The 21292-nt window shown below is 41.1% G+C and carries 24 protein-coding genes; 7 read left to right on the forward strand and 17 right to left on the reverse strand.

Features of this window, described 5'->3' with window-relative positions; translation table 11 throughout:
- Window positions 1–43: 43 nt before the first annotated feature.
- From ABJK37_RS20150 to ABJK37_RS20160, 3 genes are all read right to left on the reverse strand, one after another.
- Entirely contained in the window at window positions 44–796 is a 753-nt protein-coding gene (locus ABJK37_RS20150; RefSeq protein ID WP_348357614.1) for a methyltransferase, read from the reverse strand.
- Between the two features lie 136 nt (window positions 797–932).
- Window positions 933–1478 carry a DUF1285 domain-containing protein gene (locus tag ABJK37_RS20155; protein ID WP_348357616.1) on the reverse strand — a complete coding sequence of 182 codons (546 nt, stop codon included), beginning with the start codon at window positions 1476–1478 and terminating at the stop codon, window positions 933–935.
- A complete protein-coding gene (locus ABJK37_RS20160; protein ID WP_348357618.1) occupies window positions 1479–2294 on the reverse strand; it encodes a DUF3014 domain-containing protein in 816 nt (271 codons plus the stop codon).
- 178 nt (window positions 2295–2472) lie between these two features.
- Between ABJK37_RS20160 and ABJK37_RS20165 the strand changes: the two genes are divergently transcribed.
- Entirely contained in the window at window positions 2473–3726 is a 1254-nt protein-coding gene (locus tag ABJK37_RS20165) for a sterol desaturase family protein (protein ID WP_348357620.1), read from the forward strand.
- 47 nt (window positions 3727–3773) lie between these two features.
- On the opposite strand, the gene ABJK37_RS20170 is transcribed toward ABJK37_RS20165, so the two are convergent.
- From ABJK37_RS20170 to ABJK37_RS20185, 4 genes are all read right to left on the reverse strand, one after another.
- Entirely contained in the window at window positions 3774–4505 is a 732-nt protein-coding gene (locus ABJK37_RS20170; protein ID WP_348357622.1) for a transporter substrate-binding domain-containing protein, read from the reverse strand.
- 327 nt (window positions 4506–4832) lie between these two features.
- Window positions 4833–4955: a DUF3149 domain-containing protein gene (locus tag ABJK37_RS20175; protein ID WP_348357623.1), complete on the reverse strand. Its 123-nt coding sequence runs from the start codon at window positions 4953–4955 to the stop codon at window positions 4833–4835.
- Window positions 4956–5052: 97 nt separating this feature from the next.
- Complete coding sequence (locus tag ABJK37_RS20180; RefSeq protein ID WP_348358232.1) at window positions 5053–5553, reverse strand: DUF6702 family protein; 501 nt, start codon at window positions 5551–5553, stop codon at window positions 5053–5055.
- A complete protein-coding gene (locus ABJK37_RS20185) occupies window positions 5546–8005 on the reverse strand; it encodes a M1 family metallopeptidase (RefSeq protein WP_348357625.1) in 2460 nt (819 codons plus the stop codon). The genes ABJK37_RS20180 and ABJK37_RS20185 overlap by 8 nt, the downstream gene beginning before the upstream one ends.
- A 284-nt stretch (window positions 8006–8289) precedes the next feature.
- Between ABJK37_RS20185 and proB the strand changes: the two genes are divergently transcribed.
- The 3 genes from proB (at window position 8290) to ABJK37_RS20200 (ending at window position 11361) form a co-directional block, all read left to right on the forward strand.
- Window positions 8290–9387: a glutamate 5-kinase gene (gene proB, locus ABJK37_RS20190; protein WP_348357627.1), complete on the forward strand. Its 1098-nt coding sequence runs from the start codon at window positions 8290–8292 to the stop codon at window positions 9385–9387.
- Window positions 9388–9427: 40 nt separating this feature from the next.
- Window positions 9428–10678, forward strand: coding sequence for a glutamate-5-semialdehyde dehydrogenase (locus ABJK37_RS20195; protein ID WP_348357629.1), 1251 nt, complete (start codon window positions 9428–9430; stop codon window positions 10676–10678).
- 263 nt (window positions 10679–10941) lie between these two features.
- The gene (locus ABJK37_RS20200) at window positions 10942–11361 is read left to right on the forward strand and encodes a GFA family protein (protein ID WP_348357631.1); all 420 of its coding nucleotides are present in this window, start codon (window positions 10942–10944) and stop codon (window positions 11359–11361) included.
- Between the two features lie 7 nt (window positions 11362–11368).
- Here the strand turns inward: ABJK37_RS20200 and ABJK37_RS20205 are convergent, their stop codons facing one another.
- Window positions 11369–12844 carry a M20 family peptidase gene (locus ABJK37_RS20205; RefSeq protein ID WP_348357633.1) on the reverse strand — a complete coding sequence of 492 codons (1476 nt, stop codon included), beginning with the start codon at window positions 12842–12844 and terminating at the stop codon, window positions 11369–11371.
- 73 nt (window positions 12845–12917) lie between these two features.
- On the opposite strand from ABJK37_RS20205, the gene ABJK37_RS20210 reads away from it, so the two are divergent.
- The 3 genes from ABJK37_RS20210 (at window position 12918) to ABJK37_RS20220 (ending at window position 15047) form a co-directional block, all read left to right on the forward strand.
- Window positions 12918–13823 (forward strand): DMT family transporter, encoded by a 906-nt coding sequence (locus ABJK37_RS20210; RefSeq protein ID WP_348357635.1) that lies wholly within the window; start codon window positions 12918–12920, stop codon window positions 13821–13823.
- Window positions 13824–13969: 146 nt separating this feature from the next.
- Window positions 13970–14458 (forward strand): sigma-70 family RNA polymerase sigma factor, encoded by a 489-nt coding sequence (locus ABJK37_RS20215; RefSeq protein WP_348357637.1) that lies wholly within the window; start codon window positions 13970–13972, stop codon window positions 14456–14458.
- Between the two features lies 1 nt (window position 14459).
- Window positions 14460–15047, forward strand: coding sequence for a hypothetical protein (locus tag ABJK37_RS20220; RefSeq protein ID WP_348357638.1), 588 nt, complete (start codon window positions 14460–14462; stop codon window positions 15045–15047).
- A gap of 136 nt (window positions 15048–15183) precedes the next feature.
- Here ABJK37_RS20220 and ABJK37_RS20225 read toward each other — a convergent pair whose 3' ends face one another.
- The 9 genes from ABJK37_RS20225 to urtE form a co-directional block, all read right to left on the reverse strand.
- Window positions 15184–15366, reverse strand: a complete 183-nt coding sequence (locus tag ABJK37_RS20225) for a hypothetical protein (RefSeq protein ID WP_348357640.1) — start codon at window positions 15364–15366, stop codon at window positions 15184–15186.
- 50 nt (window positions 15367–15416) lie between these two features.
- Window positions 15417–16034 (reverse strand): urease accessory protein UreG, encoded by a 618-nt coding sequence (gene ureG, locus ABJK37_RS20230; RefSeq protein WP_348357642.1) that lies wholly within the window; start codon window positions 16032–16034, stop codon window positions 15417–15419.
- A 62-nt stretch (window positions 16035–16096) separates the two neighbouring features.
- Complete coding sequence (locus ABJK37_RS20235) at window positions 16097–16837, reverse strand: urease accessory protein UreF (protein WP_348357644.1); 741 nt, start codon at window positions 16835–16837, stop codon at window positions 16097–16099.
- Entirely contained in the window at window positions 16791–17252 is a 462-nt protein-coding gene (gene ureE / locus ABJK37_RS20240; RefSeq protein WP_348357646.1) for an urease accessory protein UreE, read from the reverse strand. Before ureE ends, ABJK37_RS20235 begins: the two co-directional genes overlap by 47 nt.
- Before the next feature lie 15 nt (window positions 17253–17267).
- A complete protein-coding gene (gene ureC / locus ABJK37_RS20245) occupies window positions 17268–18971 on the reverse strand; it encodes an urease subunit alpha (protein ID WP_348357648.1) in 1704 nt (567 codons plus the stop codon).
- A gap of 2 nt (window positions 18972–18973) precedes the next feature.
- Entirely contained in the window at window positions 18974–19279 is a 306-nt protein-coding gene (locus tag ABJK37_RS20250) for an urease subunit beta (RefSeq protein WP_348357650.1), read from the reverse strand.
- Window positions 19280–19306: 27 nt separating this feature from the next.
- Entirely contained in the window at window positions 19307–19609 is a 303-nt protein-coding gene (ureA, locus tag ABJK37_RS20255; RefSeq protein WP_348357652.1) for an urease subunit gamma, read from the reverse strand.
- A gap of 44 nt (window positions 19610–19653) precedes the next feature.
- Window positions 19654–20544: an urease accessory protein UreD gene (locus ABJK37_RS20260; RefSeq protein ID WP_348357654.1), complete on the reverse strand. Its 891-nt coding sequence runs from the start codon at window positions 20542–20544 to the stop codon at window positions 19654–19656.
- Between the two features lie 52 nt (window positions 20545–20596).
- Entirely contained in the window at window positions 20597–21292 is a 696-nt protein-coding gene (gene urtE, locus ABJK37_RS20265; RefSeq protein WP_348357656.1) for an urea ABC transporter ATP-binding subunit UrtE, read from the reverse strand.

Raw genomic sequence — 21292 nt, forward strand, 5'->3', positions numbered from 1 at the left:
AGCGACCTTTTATTCAACTGAACTTCAATCTACCCAATGTTTGTTACTTAGGCTTACGGAATTTCATGGTCCAGCGGTCGGTATTGCCTGTAACCGACTTAACCCCTACTTCGTATCGTAACTCGTCGTCAGCGCGGTAATGGAGGTCGGAATAATCGACAAATTCAAAGCCAGCTTCTTGAATTTCTTTAATTGCTAGAACTGGGTCAACTCGGCGACGATTGGCAGAATTTGGCTGCTCCATATGACGAGCCGTATGGTCAACAACAGCATAAACGCCACCCGGTTTGAGTGCCTCAAAGGCTAACCTATTCATAGTACGGCGGCCTTCTTCTCCGAAGTTATGGTAGTTGCGAAACGTAAGTACCATATCAAGATCTTTAACACCAAAAGAGCTAGCTTCTAAAGAATAAAAACGTTCACCTTGCTTTCGATAAAGTTTGGCATCTTCGGCAACAATTTTTACTTTTTCGAATCCAGGCTGTTCGCTTAAATCGCTAATTCTACCGGTACCAACTGCTGCATAATATTCTCCATCATCACTGACAACAGGCGCCAAAATTTTTGTGTACCAGCCGCCTCCGGGAATGAGTTCAAGGATTTTCATATCGTCTCGCAAACCAAAAAATTCTAGGGTTTGCAACGCTTTGCGATTCCTGTCACGGTCGCTTTCGGCTTGGGTTCTAATCTCTGATTTTAATGCTGTTTTGATTTTTTCGGCGGTTGTGTCAAAGTTGTTAGCGGCTATTGAATTAGCGCTTACTGCAAGTAGTAATATAGGTAGAAGTTTCTTCACTGATTTTTCTCCATTAATAGTAAATTTATTACAACGCCGAAACAGACCGTTGTATCGACTCATTTGTTTCAAATAAACTAACAAGTCGTTATTTTATTGATGCGTGTAAATCAAACGATGCCTGTACTTGCTGTGGTTACAGCTCACCTAGACTAAAGCTGTAATCTCCACTATTGAGCATTAAATGATTCTTACCGTTTAACTGTTGTTCAGTACCTAACTCTGCGAGTTGATAGAACACATTTTGATGTAGGCGTGCCCATAAATTTCTGCGGACCAAAGCATAAGGTAGGAAGGCTGCCGTTTTTTTGTCCGCAAATATTTTTATGGGGTTTTCGGAGCTAACGATTAAATCATCACCCGTGTTGGTGGTTAGTAACAATTTATCCTCTTCTTTTTGCCACTGGGTAATGATAAAAGGCACGTCTTCAACTTGAATCCCTACCTTTTCTACTGGTGTAACTAAAAAATAATTTTGGTCTTCGCGTTTTAAAACACTGGCAAAAAGTTTAACTAGTGGCTTTCGGCCGATGGGGGTACCCATATAAAACCAAGTGCCATCGTGTTTTATTTGTATATCAATGTCACCACAAAAGTCGGGGTTCCACTTATCAACAGGTGGCAACGCTGCATTTTGTGCGCTGATTTGATTTTGAAAGGCACCTAAGTCGAAAGTTGCCATTTAAAGGGATTCTTTAATCTCGCGTAATTTTGCTTTAATACGCCGCATATTTTCAGGTCCTGTGCGTAATAATTGCTTTTGTGGAGCGGTCAAAGATTCTAGTCGGCTATCTTTAAACTTGTACATTACGCTGTCGGTGTAGACTTCGAGTGGAAAAGGCACCTCTGGTGTGTCTAACAATACATCTATGGCTTCTTCAAGCTTTTCGTCGAAGCTGTCATAAGGGCTCGCAATTTCAGAAAATATTTGTTCAATTGCTGGTTTGTATTCCTGATACAGCTGCAATAAAGATGCAGTCTCAAGTGATTCAAGCACTTCTACATAAGGTGCATAACGTTTGAAACTAGCAGGGTCAATCCATTCTTTATCGGCTTGTCTGTAGGTGCGAAATGGTTTGTCTGGCTTAGCTAATACCCTATTGTTAGTAGCTAATCCTTCATCGGCTAAAGTATTGGTCATGATTACAAAGCGCTGCAGTAGTGCGTCGTCAATCAGTAAACGCGCAAAAGCATCATAGTCAGATAAGCTTAATAATTTGGTTTTAACAGTACCATCGCTGGTATCTAAAGGTTCAGGCTCCGGGATCACTTCGGGTTCAGGTTCCTCTATCACTGGCTCTGGAATGACTTCGGTTGGTTGCTCTTCGATAACAGGTTTAATTTGAGGTTCAATCACAGGAGAGACAGGTGCCACAACGACCGGTTCAGGCTTGGGCTCTGGTTCGCTGGGCCAAAACACTACCGCTAAAATTACAGCCAAAACAATTGCACCTATAGTGAAATGTGGAATTAACGATTTTTTAGATTCTTCGCTCATGATTTTCCTATTAACTAAATGCCTTTCTTAACACGTTCACTTCAGCCTACTTAAATAACCGCCTAAATGATACGTGCATACCGTAAAATATTGTAATTGTATTCTTAACTGGACTGACCATTGTTTGACATTTACACTGATTGTGTCGCCAACTTATTTTAAGACAAGTGGAAGCCTTTTGAATATTATTTTATATGCAGTGCCGTTTTTTTTCCTGCTGATATTTATCGAATTGCTGTTAGAAAAAATTAAAGGTACCGATTATTACCGTGTTAACGACAGCATTAATAGTTTAACTGCAGGTGTGTTAAGCAGAATGACCGGTATCATCAAGTTATTATTGCCTTTGACTATTTATGTGCTGGTTTACGAGCACATAGCATTGTTTCAATTATCATCAAGCTGGTGGGTGTGGCTAAGTGCGTTTGTAATATATGATTTTTGTTATTATTGGAATCATCGCCTGGGTCACGAGATGAATATATTGTGGGCCGCCCATGTAGTCCATCACTCCAGTGAAGAATATAATTTAACAACGGCATTGCGGCAAAGTAGTAGTAGTTTTTTCAGCTGGATTTTTTACCTTCCTATGGCGATCTTGGGTTTTGAGCCTGCAGTACTTATCGCAGTTGGCTCTTTAAATCTTATCTACCAATTTTGGGTGCACACTCGGCATATTCCAAAGCTAGGTTGGTATGAGTGGGTGTTTGTTACTCCTTCCAACCATAGAGTGCATCACGCACAAAACCAAATCTATATCGATCGAAATTATGGAGGTGTGTTTATTCTGTGGGATCGAATATTTGGCACATTTCAAGATGAGTTGGATGAAGAGCCTCCTATCTATGGTATCCGAAAGGCGCTTAAAAGTTGGAATCCGCTTTGGGCTAATGTCCACGTTTACAGCCAACTATTTAAAGACAGTTGGCATGCAAAACGTTGGCAAGACAAACTACTCATTTGGTTTAAACGCACCGGGTGGCGTCCTGCTGATGTTGAACAAAATTACCCACTAAGTCGGGTTGATCTGACTAAATTTAAAAAATTCGATATCTCGCTATCGTTGTTCAATAAATTTTACAGCCTATTACAATATTCATTGATTGTGTTTATTGGTTTGTTGTTAATGATGAATATTTCAAGCTTCAGTGTTGTTGAGCAAATTTTGGTTGTGTTATTTGTTTTTTATTGCAGTGTTTCGGCTGGCTTAGTTCTGGAAAATAATACTAAGGCAATATATTTGGAGTGTCTCAAACATATCTTAGTCATTGGCGCTTTAGTATTGTATATCTTGCCACAATGGCTTGAATGGACACTTGGAGTATGGGTTGCAATCAATACTATGTTGCTATTCTATAAAAAAGCAGAGATTTTTAAACTCGCAGAACCTATGCGAGAGATTGAAAACGGACATCTAAAGAAAACGGGTTAGAATGTTTCTAGAGACTAGAGAGCTGGGTAAAGTTATTCAGCTCATCGCTAAAAGCTCGATTCATCAAAGCTCAATCCGTATTTATGATTCATACGTTTAATTTCACCCTGACTTAAAAGTTTGCTTAATTCTTCGGAAAATTGGGTTTTAAACGATGGGTTAGTGGCGTTTTTTGAGAATCCGAAATAACCGTTAGTCGACTGGATTTCGGGCAGTAATAACCGTAAATCCTCGCCTATTTTATGTTGTGAAATAATAAACTCGGCGTTTCTAAGATTGCCTAGAACAAAATCAACCCGCTTTTTGATAAGCATTTGAATGCCATTTTTGAGGCCAGGTACATGGTATATATTGATTAAATGTTTCGAAGATTCGTAGTTCTCACCACCAGTCCAACCTAGTGGTACGCCTAAAGTTTTACCTTGCAACGTGGATAAGTTGCCCGTCCATTGAATAGTATTGGACCTATGGGCATACAGCACCATCTTGTCCTTATAAAATGGATGGGTACTAAAATCAAATAACGCTTCCCTTTTTGCGGTTTTATAAGGGCCAATGATGACATCAGCTTGGCCATGTTCAATCATTGTTTGTGCACGCTTCCACGGTACGATGATAATTTTATAAGGCATATTCAATGAGGACATGATGTGGTCAATAATATCTGCAGCTAAGCCAGAAACTTCTCCTTGGTTACTTTGTTGCAAAATAGCTGGAAAGTTTGACCCAACAAACAAAATTTCATTAGATTTTGCTTGAGTGATCTTAGCCAGGCTCATTAATAATACGAAAACTAAATATCTCACAACGGTATTACGCTCGTGTTATTTTTGTTGTCGTTAGGTTAGTTGTATTCACCTTTATCGGTACCACTCTGGAAAATAAAAGTGGGACATACTGACCTAGCTAACATGGTAAGTTTTTTACAGCATTCCATAAAGCTAGGTTTTTTAAAAGGTTATTATTGATTTGATATTGGTATGAAGCGGCAAGGTCCATTTATCCAGACGACTATATCTGGATACATTTCTAGCATAAAGGAGGGCTCGTTAGCTTTAATGAACTAACTGTAAGTTTAGATTGCTAGCAAATAATAACCGCAAAACCTAGCGGTTTTCCTTAGTATTATGGATAAACAGATAGGTATAAAAAGCACCCATTACCACTATTATGCCAATACCAAGTAAAGAGCCCCATGCTACTGGGTCGTGCAAAATTAGATCCCACATAAAAATTAACCTCTGTTAGATAGTTTGGTAACAGAGGTTAGTTTAGGTCGTTATTAATACTTCATATTGATCTAGATCAGCTTTGATGTAGCGGGCATTAATGGTCGAAAGAGAGCGTAAGCAACTCGACTGAATCAGCAAACGTCAGAGTTTGTAATTTACCTTTTCCTTCGATATTAATGGTGTTGACTTGTTTCGGCCAAAGGTCCCGTAAGGCGTTATGGCGTATCGACATATTTTCCATTTTAGTTGGTTGTGTGGTTTCTTGATATACCCACAAAAACTTGCCGTCTATTTCAACCCCGACCATTTTTAGCGGTAGTAATTGCTCACTACTATCATACAAACTAAAGCGTTTGTTAACGTAATCACCAAACTGTTCTTGCGTCTCTGTTGAGTCAAGAATATCCGCATCCTTTCCGAAAATTTCTTTTACCGCGTGTTCAGCATCATGTACTCTAAATCGATGCATGATTTCAATATTTTCGGTGCGAGGGTTAAACAATACTGTGCTAAACGAGGTTTTTTGCTGATGGGCTGAAATAGAGAACGCTGCAAGAAGCAGCGTCCCTAGTGCCCAAATGACAACCTTATTCATCGTTGTCTTTGTCATCTTCTTCTTTGTCTGTTTTTAGCTCAGTTTTAATATCTTGCATAATGTCTCTAGATACTTTTCTGGTGCTCTTTTTCGACTTGTATGCTTCGATACGAGAAGGGACAATTTTACGAGGATAGTGGTTGTTATCAACGTTTACATCAGCAGTTTCCCAGCGAGGATCAACAGTCACGCTGACTAGCTCTTTGTCTTTGTCTGTGATGATCATCTTGTTAACTGCTTTAGGAGTACGACGCCATATTTCTGCAGGTATGTACTGATTTTCTGTGGTGCCGTCAGCAAAGGTAAGTTCTAAAATGATTGGCATGACTAAGCCGCCTTTATTAGAAAATTCCAATACATAATAGTTTTTGTCTTCTTTTACCGCGCGTTCAAAGACTGTTTTTTCCCACGGCTCTAATTTATCCAAAAACTTCTTATATGCGTTACGTTCTTTATTGGTAACAGTAAAGCGATCGTTTTCGTCATAGAAATCAGTGATATCAGGGAAACGTTCAACCCATAATTTTTTGCCTTCGGCTTTATTACGCTCGTCGGTTAAAGACAGTGGTTTGTCTAATTCTTCTTGGCGTAAACGGTCAAAGTCAATATCAGGATCTTTAGTATCCAAGCGCAACTTAGAAATTCTATCGATTGAGATATCTACATGATCTGTACTGTAGAACCAGCCGCGCCAAAACCAATCTAAATCCACACCTGAAGCTTCTTCCATAGTACGGAAAAAATCGGCTGGAGTAGGACGCTTATATTTCCAGCGTAAAGCATATTCCTTGAACGCAAAGTCAAATAACTCACGGCCTAAAATTGTCTCACGAAGAATATTTAATGCTACAGCAGGTTTACCGTAGGCATTGGGTCCTAAACGTAAAACGCTATCAGATTGAGTCATAATAGGTACTTGGGTAGATGACTTCATATAGCTCACGATATCGCGAGGCTCGACACCCCAAGGAATAGTTGGATCCCATTCGCGACCAGCCACTCCATCTAAGAAGCTATTGAGACCTTCATCCATCCAGGTCCATTGGCGCTCATCAGAGTTAACCACCATTGGAAAATAAATATGTCCAACTTCGTGAATCACCACGCCAATCAAAAAGCGTTTTTCGGCTTGAGAATAAGTACGACTGCCATCGTCTTGTAATTCTGTACGAGGACCATTGAAAGTGATCATCGGATATTCCATACCACCTACAGGACCATTGACTGACTGGGCTACTGGATATGGGTAATCAAAAGAAAAGCGGCTATACACTTCTAAAGTTTGAATGACAGCTTCAGTGGAATATTTCTTCCATAAATCGCCACCTTCTTTAGGGTAAAAAGACATGGCCATAACCAAAGGTTGGTCGTTACCACCTTGCTGATGACCACGTGCATCCCACATAAATTTACGTGAAGAAGCCCATGCGAAATCACGCACGTTTTCAGCTCTAAATTTCCACGTTTTAGACTTGTTAGTCCCTTCTTTTTCGTTTTCAAGTGCCTCTTCTTCAGTCACAATAAACACAGTACGATCGGCTTTTTCAGCTTCTTTTAGGCGTTTACGTTGTGTAGATGTCAAAACACTCTTAGGGTTTTGCAATGCACCTGTGGAGCTAACAATATGATCAGCAGGTACTGTTAATTCAACATCGTAGTTACCGAACTCCAAAGTAAACTCGCCACGACCAATAAACTCTTTGTTAGTCCAAGCTTCATAATCTGTGTAGGCATGTAAACGTGGGAACCACTGCGCAAGCAAAAATATATCATTACCGCCTTCGCGCTCATCATCGGGGAAGTGTTCGTAGCCCGAACGAGCCGAAACCGCATCTTCTTCCACAATATTGAAAGCAAAGTTGATTGAGAATTCAACTTTTTTGCCTGGCTTAAGGTGTACCGGCAAATCGACACGCATATTGGTACCCACAATAGTGTGTTTAAGCGTCTTACCTTTACTGTCTTTTACTGCTTGAATGTCATAACCTAAAACATTGTCGTCAGTAAATTGTTGGCGACGTAACGCGCCTAAACTAAGTTGTGCAGGTTTGCTAGCAGACGCTGTTGATGTTGCCGGGCCTCGGTTACCTATACCACCAAAGGTGGTTGTCATTGCAGACATTGAATCATTGCGAAACTTATTCTGATCCAACTGTACCCATAGATATTTAAGAGTATCTGGAGAATTATTGTGGTAAGTAATGTCTTGGCTAGCAGTAATTCGACGTTTCTTTTCGTCTAACTTCGCTTTTATTTTGTAATCAACTTGTTGTTGCCAATATTCATGCCCTGGTTCACCTGCTGCGTTGCGGTAGACGTTAGGGGTAGGAAGTGACTCTTCTAATTGACGAAATTTATCTTCAAAGTCGCCTTTAGTTTGGTTAATTGATGCATTTGCAGCGCCAATAGTCGTAAACGACAGCACTGCTATGGTGATGAGTTTATTAAACATTTTATTCCCTGGTGGTCGTTAAAGGTGATCTGCGCGGCAATTTTTAGCTTTCTTTGATATGAGCATTTTTTTACCGCTCCCCATTTTATTACAAATTTTTAGAGAATTCTTTCTATAAGTAAGCCCTAACAGCTGCAATCCATTTATTTTTTGCATTTATTGTGACCTTTTTTAGAATAATTAGTTCGTGAGCCGACAATTTTTAGATCATAGCTTATAACTACAATGGCTTGTTTCTGCTGGTTTTTATCGTACTCTAATCGCATAAGTGCGCGAGGTAAAATATGTTCAAGGTCAATTGGAAACGAGCAGTAATTAAAGTCGGTAGTAGTTTGATTGCACCTAATAATAATCAGTGTAGTCAGGAATACCTTAGGCCGATCGCCGAATTTATTAATGACAGTCGCAAACGAGGTAAAGAAGTGATTTTGGTTTCTTCTGGCAGCGTAGCGGCAGGTAAGGGAAAAATTGCGTTTAAACACCATCCTTCTATCGTAGAAAAGCAAGCAATGGCAGCAATTGGACAAACACAAATGATGGCCAATTGGGCTAGCCTATTTGATTTTGATTGTGCGCAAATATTACTTACATCAGATGATTTACATAATCGTACTCGTTACGTCAATATCAAAAATACCCTGCGAGAATTATTGAAAAATAATGCGTTACCTATAGTAAACGAAAACGACACTGTAGCCATCAATGAACTAAAGGTAGGAGACAATGATAATTTGGCGGCATACACGGCACTGGTTGCAGAAGCCGATACGCTAATAATATGCTCTGATATTAATGGTTTATACAATGCAGATCCAAGAAAAAATCCAGACGCAAAGTTAATCCCAGAAGTGAACACTATTGACGAAAGTATCTACCAGTTAGCAGGTGGAGCGGGTAGCGATGTGGGCACCGGGGGCATGCAAACCAAATTACAAGCAGCGCAAAAATGTGTGGATTCTGGTATTCAAACATTGATTGTCAATGGCCGCGATCCAGCCGTATTTGAAGACTTGGCAAAGGGACATTCACCCGGCACCTTGTTCAAGCCAAATCAAACTCTGGATAACGCCCGTGATACTTGGTTAAGGCACACCCTAAAAACCAAAGGTTCCATTGAAATTGACCTAGGTGCGCAACAGGCTTTATTAGAAAACGGCGCGTCATTGTTGCCCTCTGGTATTATTAAGGTGAGTGGTCAATTCATGTCTGGTGAAGCGGTTAACATTAGCTACAAAACCCACATCATCGCTAAAGGTATTGCACTGTATAGCGGCACAGATTTAAACATAATAAAGGGTTTGAAGAGCCAAAAGATCGAAACCACTTTAGGTTACACTCTTGGCGAAGTCGCGATACATCGTGATGACTTAGTGTTGCTTTGAGCCGCAATGAATCAATTTTTTAGACAAGGGACATACCAATATGAGTTTCTCTATTAGCAGTGCTGCCCAGCAAGCAAAAAAAGCAGCGCGTCAAATTGCTAGTTTAACCGCTGGACAAAAAAATCAATTATTAAGCAATATTGCTGAAGCATTGGTGGATAACACCCCGGCTATTTTAGCCGCCAACAAAAAAGACCTAATGGCTGGCCAAGAAAACGGCTTAGATGCTGCCATGTTAGATCGTTTAGGTTTAGATCCTAAACGTATTCAAGATATTGCTAAGGCTGTAATTGAAATTGCAGGTCAGGCTGACCCTGTAGGGTCAATTTCTAAAATTGAACGTATGCCTAGCGGTATCCAAGTAGGAAAAATGCGCATTCCTTTAGGCGTGATTGCGATGATTTATGAGTCTCGACCTAATGTGACTATTGATGCTGCTGCCTTATGTTTAAAGGCGGGAAATGCAGTAGTATTGCGTGGCGGCAAGGAAGCGATTCACTCGAATTTAGCCTTGGCCGAATGTATAAAAAGCGCTTTGGCGAAACAACAATTAGATCCAGCAGCTGTGGTCGTTGTGCCTGATCCAGACCGCGCCGTGATGAACGAGTTAATGACACTTAATGAATCAATCGACCTGATTATCCCGCGAGGTGGCGAAGGTTTAATTCGTTTTGTGTCACAAAACAGCCGTATTCCTGTTATTCAACATTATAAAGGTGTGTGCCATTTGTATGTTGACAGTGCTGCAGATCAGGATAAAGGCTTAGACATTCTCAAGAACGGCAAAACGCAACGCACTGGTGTGTGTAATTCACTCGAAACCTTAGTGGTACATAAAGACATTGCCGCATCGTTTTTACCCAAGGCGGCGGCAATGTTGGCAGAGCACAATACACTAGTACATGCTTGCGAAAATAGTATCGGTTATTTTAGTGGTGCGCAGCCTGCCACTGAAGATGATTGGCATGCTGAATATTTGGCGATGGAAATTGCAGTAAGAGTTGTTGATGACTTCGAACAAGCAATAGCACATATCGAAGAATACAGTTCTGGGCATACAGAAGTGATTGTTAGCCAAGACTATTCTAAAACCCAAGCTTTTATTCGCCGTATTAATTCTGCGGTAGTGATGGCTAACGCATCATCACGTTTTTCAGATGGTGGCCAATTAGGTTTAGGTGCTGAAATTGGTATTTCTACTAGTAAGTTGCACGCTTATGGCCCTATGGGAGCCGAATCACTTACAACTGAAAAATTTATTGTGATGGGTGACGGCGAAGTGCGAATTTAAGTTTCTTTTTGATAGACGTTACATCGACCGATAATCCGTTGTTCGACAGCTCATTAAATAAAAATATATCAGCCAAAAAAACCTCACCAATTGGTGAGGTTAAAATCTTGAGGACACATTTCAGGTTTTTATAGAGACTAAGTTTTGTTATTCAAATTTATAGGTTTTGCGCACACTGCTGCGGCATTCTGAGTGGGTAGTTATCAATACGGATTGGTATTAACATAGTGTCTTGATGTCATCAGGTTACAAAAGGTATTTTTATGGCTAGTGTAGGTACTCAAAAACTAACTGGGGGCTGTTTGTGTGGCGCAGTCACCTATGAAGTTACCAATGACTTTAAGCGCTTTTATTTTTGTCATTGCGAACAATGTCGAAAAATTACTGGATCCGCTCATGCAGCTAATTTATTTACTTGTCCCGACGCTATAAAGTGGACCGGTGGAGAAAGCCATAAAAAACAATTTAGTTATCCAGAGCGTGATTTTAGCGTAGTGTTTTGCACTGAGTGCGGCTCTGGGCTGCCATTTGTGACTAAGAATGGCAAAACCTTAATTGTACCAGCAGGAAGTTTAGACGCGGAGCCGAACATTCAACCCAACGACAATATCTTTTGGGCTGAACGAGCGACTTGGTATGATACAGGTAAACAAGCGCATAAATGTGCCGGTTTTCCCGGTTAATTCACGGTTAATTCACGGTGCTTTCACCACTGGCTGTTTGTTCTAACATTGCATAATAGAATTGTATTGCGTTGAGATAGTCCTTAACTGCTATTTGTTCGTTGAGTCCGTGAAATTGTTTTAAAGTTTCTGGATTCAGTGAAACCATCATAAATCGATAAATATTCGTAGATAAGTCTTGAAAGTGTCGTGAATCTGTTGCACCTAAAACTAAATAGGGCGTGACTAGTACATTGTCATCCAAACGCCTGATTGAGCTCTCGATTAGCTTAAATCCAATGTTATCTGTAGGGGATACTGCAGAGGCTTCATTAGCCAACTCTGCAGAAAGCGTGACTCTGGGGTCGTCAATAACTCGTTCAAGATGTGTTTGAACACCAGCGATAGTATCACCGGGTAAAATTCTGAAATTTACTACCGCACTAGCAATAGTCGGCAATACGTTGGATTTAGTGCTGCCTTGTAACATGGTCACAGCTGTTGTGGTACGAACACTGGCTGCTGAAGTAGGACTTTCAAGCAATGTGCTAAGAACAACGGGTTCAAGTAACCAAAGGTTAGCTAAAGGTAATCTTTGTGAAATCGGCATTGAATAACCTATGTTATCGAACATCAAATTAAAAAATTCTGTTCGAGCATCAAAAGGATTGTTTTCAACATTAACTATGGCGCTGGCTAATATACCTGCTGCAGTATGGGCCGGTGGTTGAGACGAATGTCCACCTTCACCTTTAACTGTAAGTCTAAAGTTGACAAAGCCTTTTTCTGCGACCCCGACAAGGGCTACGGGTTGAGTGGGTCCAGGAATAACACCATCGGTAATGACACCACCTTCATCCAAAATAAATTCAAACTGGATGTTTTGCTCTGCAAAATATTTTGCTATGGCGATTGCGCCTTCACCTCCCGTTTCTTCATCGTGTCCAAAGGAAAAATAGATATCTCTTTGTGGAATATTGTTTTGTCTTAGGTACCACTCAAGGGATTCCATCAATGCCAGCACACTGACCTTGTCGTCAATTGCTCCTCTACCCCAAATCACCCCGTCTACTATATTTCCGCTAAAAGGCGGTTGTTGCCATTGGTCTTTGGTTTGTTCATCAACCGGCACTACATCCATATGTCCCATAAATAGTGCGGGTTTAAGTTGTGAATTTTGGCCTTTCAGGTGAAAAACCATACTGAAATCTTTAAACTCAATAAGCTTAGTTTTCTGATGCACCAAAGGGAAAGATTGCTTTAAATGTTGGTGAAATGCCTCAAAAGCGGCTATGTCCAACCTGCTTTTATCATCATAAGATATAGTAGGAATTTGTAATGCTTTACTAAACCTGTCTAGCGCAGCGCTTTCATTTAACGTGATAGGAGTTAACGATTCACTGACTTGGTATTGGTTATTTTCAAACACACTATTGGCGCGATAAACTAAAATAGCCACTAAGACTAGTATGAGAATGACAACAGACAGCAATATTTTTTTCATTAGACAGTCACTTATTGTTATTTACTGGGTAAACTAAGCCCCAGTATATCCTTTCAATAAGAGCAATAAAATATTGTCTAACCCTGTTCTATTTTCGGTCGTCGTACTTATTTGGGGATCGACTTGGCTGGCTATTACTTATCAGTTTGGTGAAGTCGACCCTACTCTTTCTGTGGCTTATCGTTTTTTTATCGCTGCGGCGATTCTGTTTGGCTACTGTAAAGTTAAAAAGTTATCACTGAGCCTACCTAGGCATATCCACTTCAAAATGGCCGGTGTGGGTTTATGCCTTTATACCCTTGATTACACACTTTTGTATCAAAGCCAACAGTATATTATCAGCGCGATTGTGGCCTTAATGAGCTCCGGAATGGTGTATATCAACGTGTTATTGCGACGGGTGTTGTTAAAAAAGCCAATCCGTAAAGAAGTTATGTTTGGGGCGACGCTCGGTATGTTTGGCATTGGACTTATCTTTTTACCTGAATTCGCCAAAGTCAGCGCTAATCAATATTTGTTGTTAGGTATTGGTCTCGCTCTTAGTTCCTTCTTTTTTGCCTCTCTTGGAAACGTGATTTCAGAACGTATCCTTGATCATGGTACACCGGTTATTCAAATGAACTTTTGGGCGATGAGTTACGGGGTGATATTTATTTTCAGTGCCGCTATGTTCAATGGTGCTGAGTTTAATTTGCCAACTAATCCCAACTACTACTATTCGATGTTTTATTTGTCTGTATTTGGATCGGTTTTAGCCTTTGGTAGTTATATGCAATTGGTTAAACAAATGGGCTCGGACAAAGCTGCGTATGTGGTATTGGTTTATCCAATTATTGCGCTGCTACTATCGACTTGGTTCGAAGGCTACCAGTGGCATTTAGAAGCTTTTATTGGGGTGGGTATTGTCTTGATAGGTAACGCAATCGCTATGGGGAAATTGCCCGTACCATTTCTTAAACCTGAATCCAATCAGCGTTGAGTGAATTTTGATTAAATTCATAGTCCAGCGTTTAAACCTCAGTGCATTTAGGATTTATTTTCGGATAGTTGTAATAACTTTATTTATTTAAAGACTAAGTCATTAAACCTAATATTTTATTCGTTTTTTAAGGAAGACTGAGCCACTTGAGCACAGACTTTAGTCAAATTTTACAAGCGCATAGTGCCTTATTGGGCCGGGTGGCGGCGACTTATGAAGCTAACTTTCATTTACGTCAAGAATTACTGCAAGAAATTACCTTGGCGGTGTGGCAAGCGCTGCAAAAATTTAAAGGTGACAGTAGTGTGAAAACCTATGTGCTGCGCGTTGCACACAATAAAGCCATTACTCATGTTGCCTATCACGCAAAGCTGCCGCGAAACGACAGTTATTGTGAGGTGGAGGCTCCTGAGCCTAATCTTCAAACTACAACAGACGAACAATTAGGGCAGCAGCAACAAATACAAAGTATGCTGAAAATCATTCGCAACATGCCAATTCAAACCAGACAAGTCATTACAATGTCGATGGAAGGGCTTAGCTACCATGAAATTGCTGATGCCTGCGGGATCAGTAACTCAAACGCCGGGGTAATACTTAACCGTGCGAGAAAAGTGTTAATGGAGAGCATTTAGTATGTCTGAGGGTCAAGACGCATTGAGCCAATTGTGGCAAAAGCAAAAGGTTGAACAAGCTGATTTGCTAAAGGTCACCAAAAAATGGCGCAAGGTTAAATTAAAGCAGCGCTTTTATGTATTGTTGGATTTTTTAAGTTTAGCGATTCCTTTTGGCATCATATGGTTTAAGGCAGAAAAATTAGATAGTTTTACTACCTCAATGTTAATTGTTTTGGCGCTTGTTGGAGTGGCAATGGTGGTTTATATCACATGGTTGCGACGTTTTTCTTTAGGTTGGTCAAACTCCTCTACAGAGCAGCACATTCAACAGCTACAAAAGCAAATTCAAAACAACATTAAAATCGCTCATTTTAGTTTGCAGTCCGTGTGGCTTGTGGTGATCTTAAGTGTACTTTTATATGTCTGTTTATATTATTTTCAGGTTTATCCTCCTGAAAAGTTAAAGGACAAAATAGTGTTTACGGTCATTTTTGATGCCATTGTTTTGCCTTGTCTATGGGTGTGGGCGGCAAGACGTAAATCGAGATTTAGCAGAGAATTGGCAGAACTTGATCAATTGCTCCATGGCGAAAATTCCAAGAGCTAACCCCCATACTGGAATTCCGAGGTGGCTCGAGTCAGTGAAAAAAATAGATCCAAAGAATAGGGCTGATAATCGACCTTGCTCTACTCCCTTCTAAACTAGCGAATTCTATTCTCAAACTCGCTAGTTTTGATTAGGTTTATTGTTGTTTGCGGTTCTTTCTTGCTTTAAACCACACAAAACCTTTATAAGCCACTAACGCACATAAGCTCCAAAAAGCGACGTGATAGGCAAAGTGAAGGCTTTCGCCAAGGGCATGATCTTGGTGTGCAAAGGCACTACTAGTTACCAATAAACATAGCAGTGTGAGTAGGTATTTCATGGTGATTCCTTAAAATAGTTAATTGATAATTCGGTTAATGAAGCCAAGTGTTACAGCTGTAACATGCCTTCTTTTTCAATAAATTGAATAATCTCGTCTAAACCTTGCTTGGTTTTCATATTACTAAAAACAAAAGGTTTGTCACCGCGCATTTTTTTGGTGTCTCTGTCCATGACTTCTAACGAAGCACCGACTAAGTCTGCCACATCGATTTTATTGATGATTAATAAATCAGACTTGGTAATACCTGGGCCGCCTTTTCGAGGGATTTTATCACCGGCAGACACATCTATTACATATAGGGTCAAGTCCGATAATTCTGGGCTAAAAGTAGCGCTGAGGTTATCCCCTCCACTTTCAACCAATACAAAATCCAAGTTAGGGTGACGTTCTTGTAAATCATCGATGGCCGCTAAATTCATAGAGGCATCTTCGCGAATAGCAGTGTGCGGGCAGCCACCGGTTTCCACCCCTAAAATTCGGTCAGCTGATAACGCATCATTGCGAGTTAAAAACTCCGCGTCTTCGCGGGTATATATGTCGTTGGTGACTACTGCCATGTCATATTTTTCACGTAATTCAAGGCATAACATGCGTAATAACGCGGTTTTTCCTGATCCTACTGGACCGCCAACGCCTATGCGTAAAATTTGTTTATTTTTGCTCATTACTCACTTCTTTGTTAATTAAATTTTTACGTTAAATCTCTTAGTTATGCTTGGCTTGTTGTTTAGGACCGAAATAAACGTGTGTACTGGGTTTCGTGCCAAGCGCTAGCCATGGCTAGGCGCGGTAAGCTAGAACCAATATTATCATCATTTATCTGATTGGCCTGTTCAATAGCCTGTTCAACTTGTTCGCTTAGTTCAAACAGTAAGTTTTGTCCTTGGGTTTGCCCTAATGGCACCAATTTTGTTGCTGCTGCTACTTGGTTATCAATAAAAGCCCAACAAAACCCACTTTGTATGCTCGTCAGTTCAAGGCCAAATAAATACCCTGCTAAAGTAAAGGCGCTGACAAAGCTGATTTGTTTTTCTTTGATTAATGTACTGTAGTGCTGACTATCTATACCTTGAATATCGTTGAGTAAGCGCATTAACGCTTTGCCCATTGCGACATCGGCTAGGTATAATTCGTTACTTTCACGACAAGCTAAGGCGTGTTGGTTCCATTTAATGAAACTAGCAAAGTTATTCTCAGTTAACGTTTTTTGTAAGCGATTTAACAGCGCTAAGTCAGTATTTGTTATGGAATGCGCTAAATTAAAACCGATCCATTCCTTGGTTGATACAGCGTCGTTAACCCAACCCATTTCCACCGCATACTCCAAACCTTGAGAAAATGAAAAACCGCCTACAGGTAGGTTAGCACTGCACAGTTGCAGCAATCTGTTAAGCCCCAATGGATTTTGACTCATTTGGTTTTTAGTCATGTGAATGGGAATGACTGTGCCCATGACCTTGGTTTCCATATGCGCCGTTCTCCGGTTCAAATATTGCTGGAGTTCGGTCAATTGTTAAGCCGTAGTTTTCTGCTAACTCTTCCAACACATGGTCAGGCTTAAAACGCACCCATAATTCGCCAATTTGCAGAGTTGTATGGCGATTACCTAAATGATAACAAACGCGGCTAAAGTCCATCCAATCGCTAGTGACAGCGGTAGAAACGGGTTCTGCTTTGCCTTTAACTTCAATGAGTAAACCACACTCGGTTTCGAGTACTTCACCCACTAATAAAGGGTGACCACGTTGCATAAAAATGCCTAACTCTTGCCCTTGATCAGTGGTGATTTTGATGCGTGCCTTTTTCCGGGTGTCGTGATCCAAAGTCACTGAATCGTCAATGGGATCGTGACTATGGGAAAGGCGTTCAAATGCTTGCAACATATCTAATTGGGTTTCCTAAAATAAACAATAACGCTGTGCTAAGGGTAACTCGGTGGCAGGCTCACAGGTGAGTAGTTCACCGTTGGCCCGTACTTCATAGGTTTGTGCATCGACTTCAATCTCTGGTTGCCAGTTGTTGTGGATCATGTCGTCTTTGCCAATATTTCGGGTATTTTTACATTCACCTACCATACGTGTCATACCCACTTTTTCAGGCACACCTAATTCAATTGAAGCCTTTGACATAAAGGTCATTGATGTTTTGGCTGATGCCGAACCAAAAGATCCGAACATTGGGCGGTAATAAACCGGTTGTGGTGTAGGAATGGAGGCATTGGCATCACCCATAGGCGCAGCTGCAATAAAACCTGATTTAATGATCATCGAGGGCTTAATGCCAAAAAACGCAGGTTTCCATAAAACCAAATCGGCTAACTTACCGACTTCAATTGAACCCACTTCATGGCTAATACCATGGCTGATAGCTGGGTTGATAGTGTATTTGGCGATATAGCGTTTTATCCTAAAGTTATCATTTCGCTCAGTATCGGGTGCTAATGGCCCACGTTGTTGCTTCATTTTGTGAGCAGTTTGCCAGGTTCGAGTAATCATTTCGCCTACTCGGCCCATGGCTTGTGAGTCAGAAGCAATCATACTAATGGCGCCTAAGTCATGCATGATATCTTCGGCGGCAATACTCTCTTTACGAATACGTGAGTCTGCAAAGGCAATGTCTTCAGGAATAGATGGATCTAAATGGTGGCATACCATCAACATATCTAAGTGTTCATCAATAGTATTGATGGTGTATGGGCGAGTTGGATTAGTAGACGATGGTAATACATTAGACTCGCCACAGGCGCGAATAATGTCTGGCGAATGCCCCCCACCAGCACCTTCTGTATGGTAAGTGTGAATGGTGCGGCCTTTAAATGCACCTATAGTGTCTTCAACAAACCCTGATTCATTTAGGGTGTCGGTGTGAATCGCGATTTGTACATCGTACTTTTCAGCGACCGATAAGCAGTTGTCTATGGCGGCGGGTGTGGTGCCCCAGTCTTCATGAAGTTTTAGACCACATACACCCGCTTCAATTTGTTCTTCTAACGCTAAGGGCAGACTGGCGTTGCCTTTGCCTAAAAAACCAAAGTTCATTGGGAAATCGTTGGTTGATTGCAGCATTTTGTGAATGTTCCACGGCCCCGGTGTACAGGTTGTGGCATTGGTACCCGTTGCAGGGCCAGTGCCTCCACCTATCATAGTGGTGACACCAGACATTAAGGCTTCGTCTATTTGTTGCGGACAAATAAAGTGAATATGCGCGTCAATCCCGCCAGCGGTGAGTATTTGACCTTCACCGGCAATGACTTCAGTGCCGGGACCTACCTCGATATCAATGTTGTCTTGAATATCGGGATTGCCAGCCTTACCTATGATGGCAATGCGACCATCTTTAATACCTACATCGGCTTTAACTATGCCCCAGTGGTCAACAATTAGAGCATTGGTGATCACCAAATCAGGTGTGTCTTTATATGAAGCTTGGCTTTGACCCATACCGTCACGTATTACTTTACCGCCACCAAATTTCACTTCTTCGCCGTAAGTAGTGGCGTCTTGTTCTACCTCTAGCCATAAATCAGTGTCAGCTAAGCGTACTCGGTCGCCTACTGTGGGCCCAAACATATGTGCATAGGCATGTTTATTTATACTCGCCATAACTATAATGCTCCTTGTATTAAGGCTCTAAATCCATACACATGGCGTTTTCCAGCAAACGGCACTAAGGTCACTTCGCGCTCTTGACCAGGCTCAAAACGTACCGCGGTACCAGAAGTAATATCGAGTCGATATCCTTTGCTTTTTTCACGATCAAAGCTTAGTGCAGCGTTGGTTTCGTAAAAATGATAATGTGAGCCCACTTGAATGGGTCTGTCACCCGAATTGGCAACAGTGATGGCTATTTTTTTGCGGCCAACATTAAGTGTCCGCTCGCCCGCGTCTGTTTTTATTTCGCCTAGGATCATGTTTTGCGTTCTCTTTTTGCTATGTTTCTAAACAATGGGGTTGTGGACTGTGACTAATTTTGTACCGTCGGGGAAAGTTGCTTCCACTTGGACTTCTTTGATAAGTTCTGCAATACCTTCCATCACTTGGTCTCGCGATAACAAGGTTCGTCCATAGTCCATCATTTCTGCCACTGTTTTACCATCTCGTGCGCCTTCCATGATTTCCATAGAAATATAGGCCATCGCTTCAGGATAATTAAGCTTTACCCCGCGTTTCAGACGACGTTCGGCTAATAATGCTGCGGTAAACAACAGCAGCTTGTCTTTTTCTCTTGGTAATAAATCCATCTTTATCTCTACATTTGTGACTTAGGTCCGAAAGACCTGAATGTTTAGGTGAACCAAATTCTGGGTTGTACGCCTTGTTTTTCGATATATAAAGGCCGTATTAGTTTCCAAAGTTCAATAAATAAACTCTTGCACTGATGGGCTTGCTGCCCTAAATAACGTATCACTAAGAGTTGTCTAATATCGGTAATACTAATCAAAGTGTTGGCGTTATTTTCAGTAACCATTTCCCTAAGTTGCGCAATTAATTGTGATCTTTGTTCATTACTAACTTGTTCACTTGGAGCATAAGCTAAAAATGTGCCAAATACTGAATTACCAGCCAACCCAGCGGCGTGGTGCTGAATGTTGCTCTGTGGTTCAATAAGTACTTTATCGTGGTAAATCAGAATGTCGTCACAGTATAGAGTATTAAGCTGTGCAAAACGCCCGGCAGTAAAATTTTCATTGGAACTAGGCAGCCCTAAACAAGTCATGTCCCAACCACAATAAACACTGGAATTGTGTAATTTTACCTCAATATTATTGACACCATTGGCTTGGTTATACACTAAGGTTTCGAGGGGAAAATGTTCACATTTAGCCCTAGCATCTAAGTTGATTTGGGTAACTTGAGTTTGTTTAGGATCCCCTATTGCTAAGTCTGTGCGTGCGCGATAAAAACGGTTGGCTCCAGGAGTGGTGACTAAGGTGTGGGCACCTTGTTTTACATCAATTTTCACATGCAATTCGTCACCAGAGACTATGCCCGCTGGTGGATGTAACAAATACAAGTGGGCACAGTCTCTACCTTCTGGATAAAAGGCTTTTTGAATCGTAAGTGGCCCACTACGTTTGGTTTTGGTCAGTTGGGTTCCGTAAGATGAATGACCCAATTGTAATTCTAAACTGGCTATCCACTGACTTTTTACTATTTCTATTGCTGCTTCGGTCATCGCATACCTAAGTGAGTGCGCTTTGCTATTTTGTTATCCACAAAGCGCTGTGTTAAACGGCTAAATATTGACCTACAAGCTCATCTGTTAACCCCGCCATAGGGCCAGACGATATGACTTGGCCTTTTTCCATCAGTACAAATTCTTCACCCACTGCTCGGGCAAAAGGCAATTTTTGTTCGACCAAAATAATGGTCATGCCTTGTTCTTTGTTCAATTTAAGTAACACATCACGGATTAATTGCACGATATTGGGTTGAATGCCTTCATTTGGTTCATCCAATATCAGCACATCTGGATTGAGCACCAAAGCTCGACCAATGGCGAGTTGCTGTTGCTGACCACCTGACAAATCACCGCCACGCCTATGTAACATTTCCTTTAATACGGGAAATAGCTCAAATATGTGTTCTGGTATGGTTTTGCTGGTTTGTCGCTTGCAATTTAAACTGACAGTTAGGTTTTCTTCGACAGTTAACTGCGGAAAAATATGCCGTCCTTGAGGTACATAGCCTATACCAATGTCTGGGCGTAATTCAACTGAACTGTTGCTGATATCCCTGTCACCAAAAGTGAGTTGTCCCGAACTTATAGGTAGTAAACCCATAATGGTTTTTAACAAAGTGGTTTTTCCGACCCCATTACGGCCCATAATGCTGGTGCGAGAGCCAGGTTTTATGGCTAAGTCCAAGTCCCATAAAATCTGGGTGCCACCGTACTTTTGATTGACTGCGCTTAATGTGATCAT

It is taken from the genome of Paraglaciecola sp. (assembly GCF_039964565.1).
Lineage (GTDB): Bacteria > Pseudomonadota > Gammaproteobacteria > Enterobacterales > Alteromonadaceae > Paraglaciecola.

Coding starts and splice junctions, on each gene's coding strand:
- ABJK37_RS20155 (WP_348357616.1), bottom strand. CDS start 1,478: ATGGCAACTTTCGACTTAGGTGCCTTTCAAAATCAAATCAGCGCACAA.
- ABJK37_RS20250 (WP_348357650.1), bottom strand. CDS start 19,279: ATGATCCTAGGCGAAATAAAAACAGACGCGGGCGAGCGGACACTTAAT.
- urtE (WP_348357656.1), bottom strand. CDS start 21,292: ATGATCACATTAAGCGCAGTCAATCAAAAGTACGGTGGCACCCAGATT.
- ABJK37_RS20235 (WP_348357644.1), bottom strand. CDS start 16,837: ATGGAAACCAAGGTCATGGGCACAGTCATTCCCATTCACATGACTAAA.
- ABJK37_RS20160 (WP_348357618.1), bottom strand. CDS start 2,294: ATGAGCGAAGAATCTAAAAAATCGTTAATTCCACATTTCACTATAGGT.
- ABJK37_RS20200 (WP_348357631.1), top strand. CDS start 10,942: ATGGCTAGTGTAGGTACTCAAAAACTAACTGGGGGCTGTTTGTGTGGC.
- ABJK37_RS20185 (WP_348357625.1), bottom strand. CDS start 8,005: ATGTTTAATAAACTCATCACCATAGCAGTGCTGTCGTTTACGACTATT.
- ABJK37_RS20180 (WP_348358232.1), bottom strand. CDS start 5,553: ATGAATAAGGTTGTCATTTGGGCACTAGGGACGCTGCTTCTTGCAGCG.
- ABJK37_RS20220 (WP_348357638.1), top strand. CDS start 14,460: ATGTCTGAGGGTCAAGACGCATTGAGCCAATTGTGGCAAAAGCAAAAG.
- ABJK37_RS20225 (WP_348357640.1), bottom strand. CDS start 15,366: ATGAAATACCTACTCACACTGCTATGTTTATTGGTAACTAGTAGTGCC.
- ABJK37_RS20260 (WP_348357654.1), bottom strand. CDS start 20,544: ATGACCGAAGCAGCAATAGAAATAGTAAAAAGTCAGTGGATAGCCAGT.
- proB (WP_348357627.1), top strand. CDS start 8,290: ATGTTCAAGGTCAATTGGAAACGAGCAGTAATTAAAGTCGGTAGTAGT.
- ABJK37_RS20175 (WP_348357623.1), bottom strand. CDS start 4,955: ATGTGGGATCTAATTTTGCACGACCCAGTAGCATGGGGCTCTTTACTT.
- ABJK37_RS20205 (WP_348357633.1), bottom strand. CDS start 12,844: ATGAAAAAAATATTGCTGTCTGTTGTCATTCTCATACTAGTCTTAGTG.
- ureG (WP_348357642.1), bottom strand. CDS start 16,034: ATGAGCAAAAATAAACAAATTTTACGCATAGGCGTTGGCGGTCCAGTA.
- ureE (WP_348357646.1), bottom strand. CDS start 17,252: ATGTTGCAAGCATTTGAACGCCTTTCCCATAGTCACGATCCCATTGAC.
- ABJK37_RS20195 (WP_348357629.1), top strand. CDS start 9,428: ATGAGTTTCTCTATTAGCAGTGCTGCCCAGCAAGCAAAAAAAGCAGCG.
- ureC (WP_348357648.1), bottom strand. CDS start 18,971: ATGGCGAGTATAAATAAACATGCCTATGCACATATGTTTGGGCCCACA.
- ABJK37_RS20170 (WP_348357622.1), bottom strand. CDS start 4,505: ATGAGCCTGGCTAAGATCACTCAAGCAAAATCTAATGAAATTTTGTTT.
- ureA (WP_348357652.1), bottom strand. CDS start 19,609: ATGGATTTATTACCAAGAGAAAAAGACAAGCTGCTGTTGTTTACCGCA.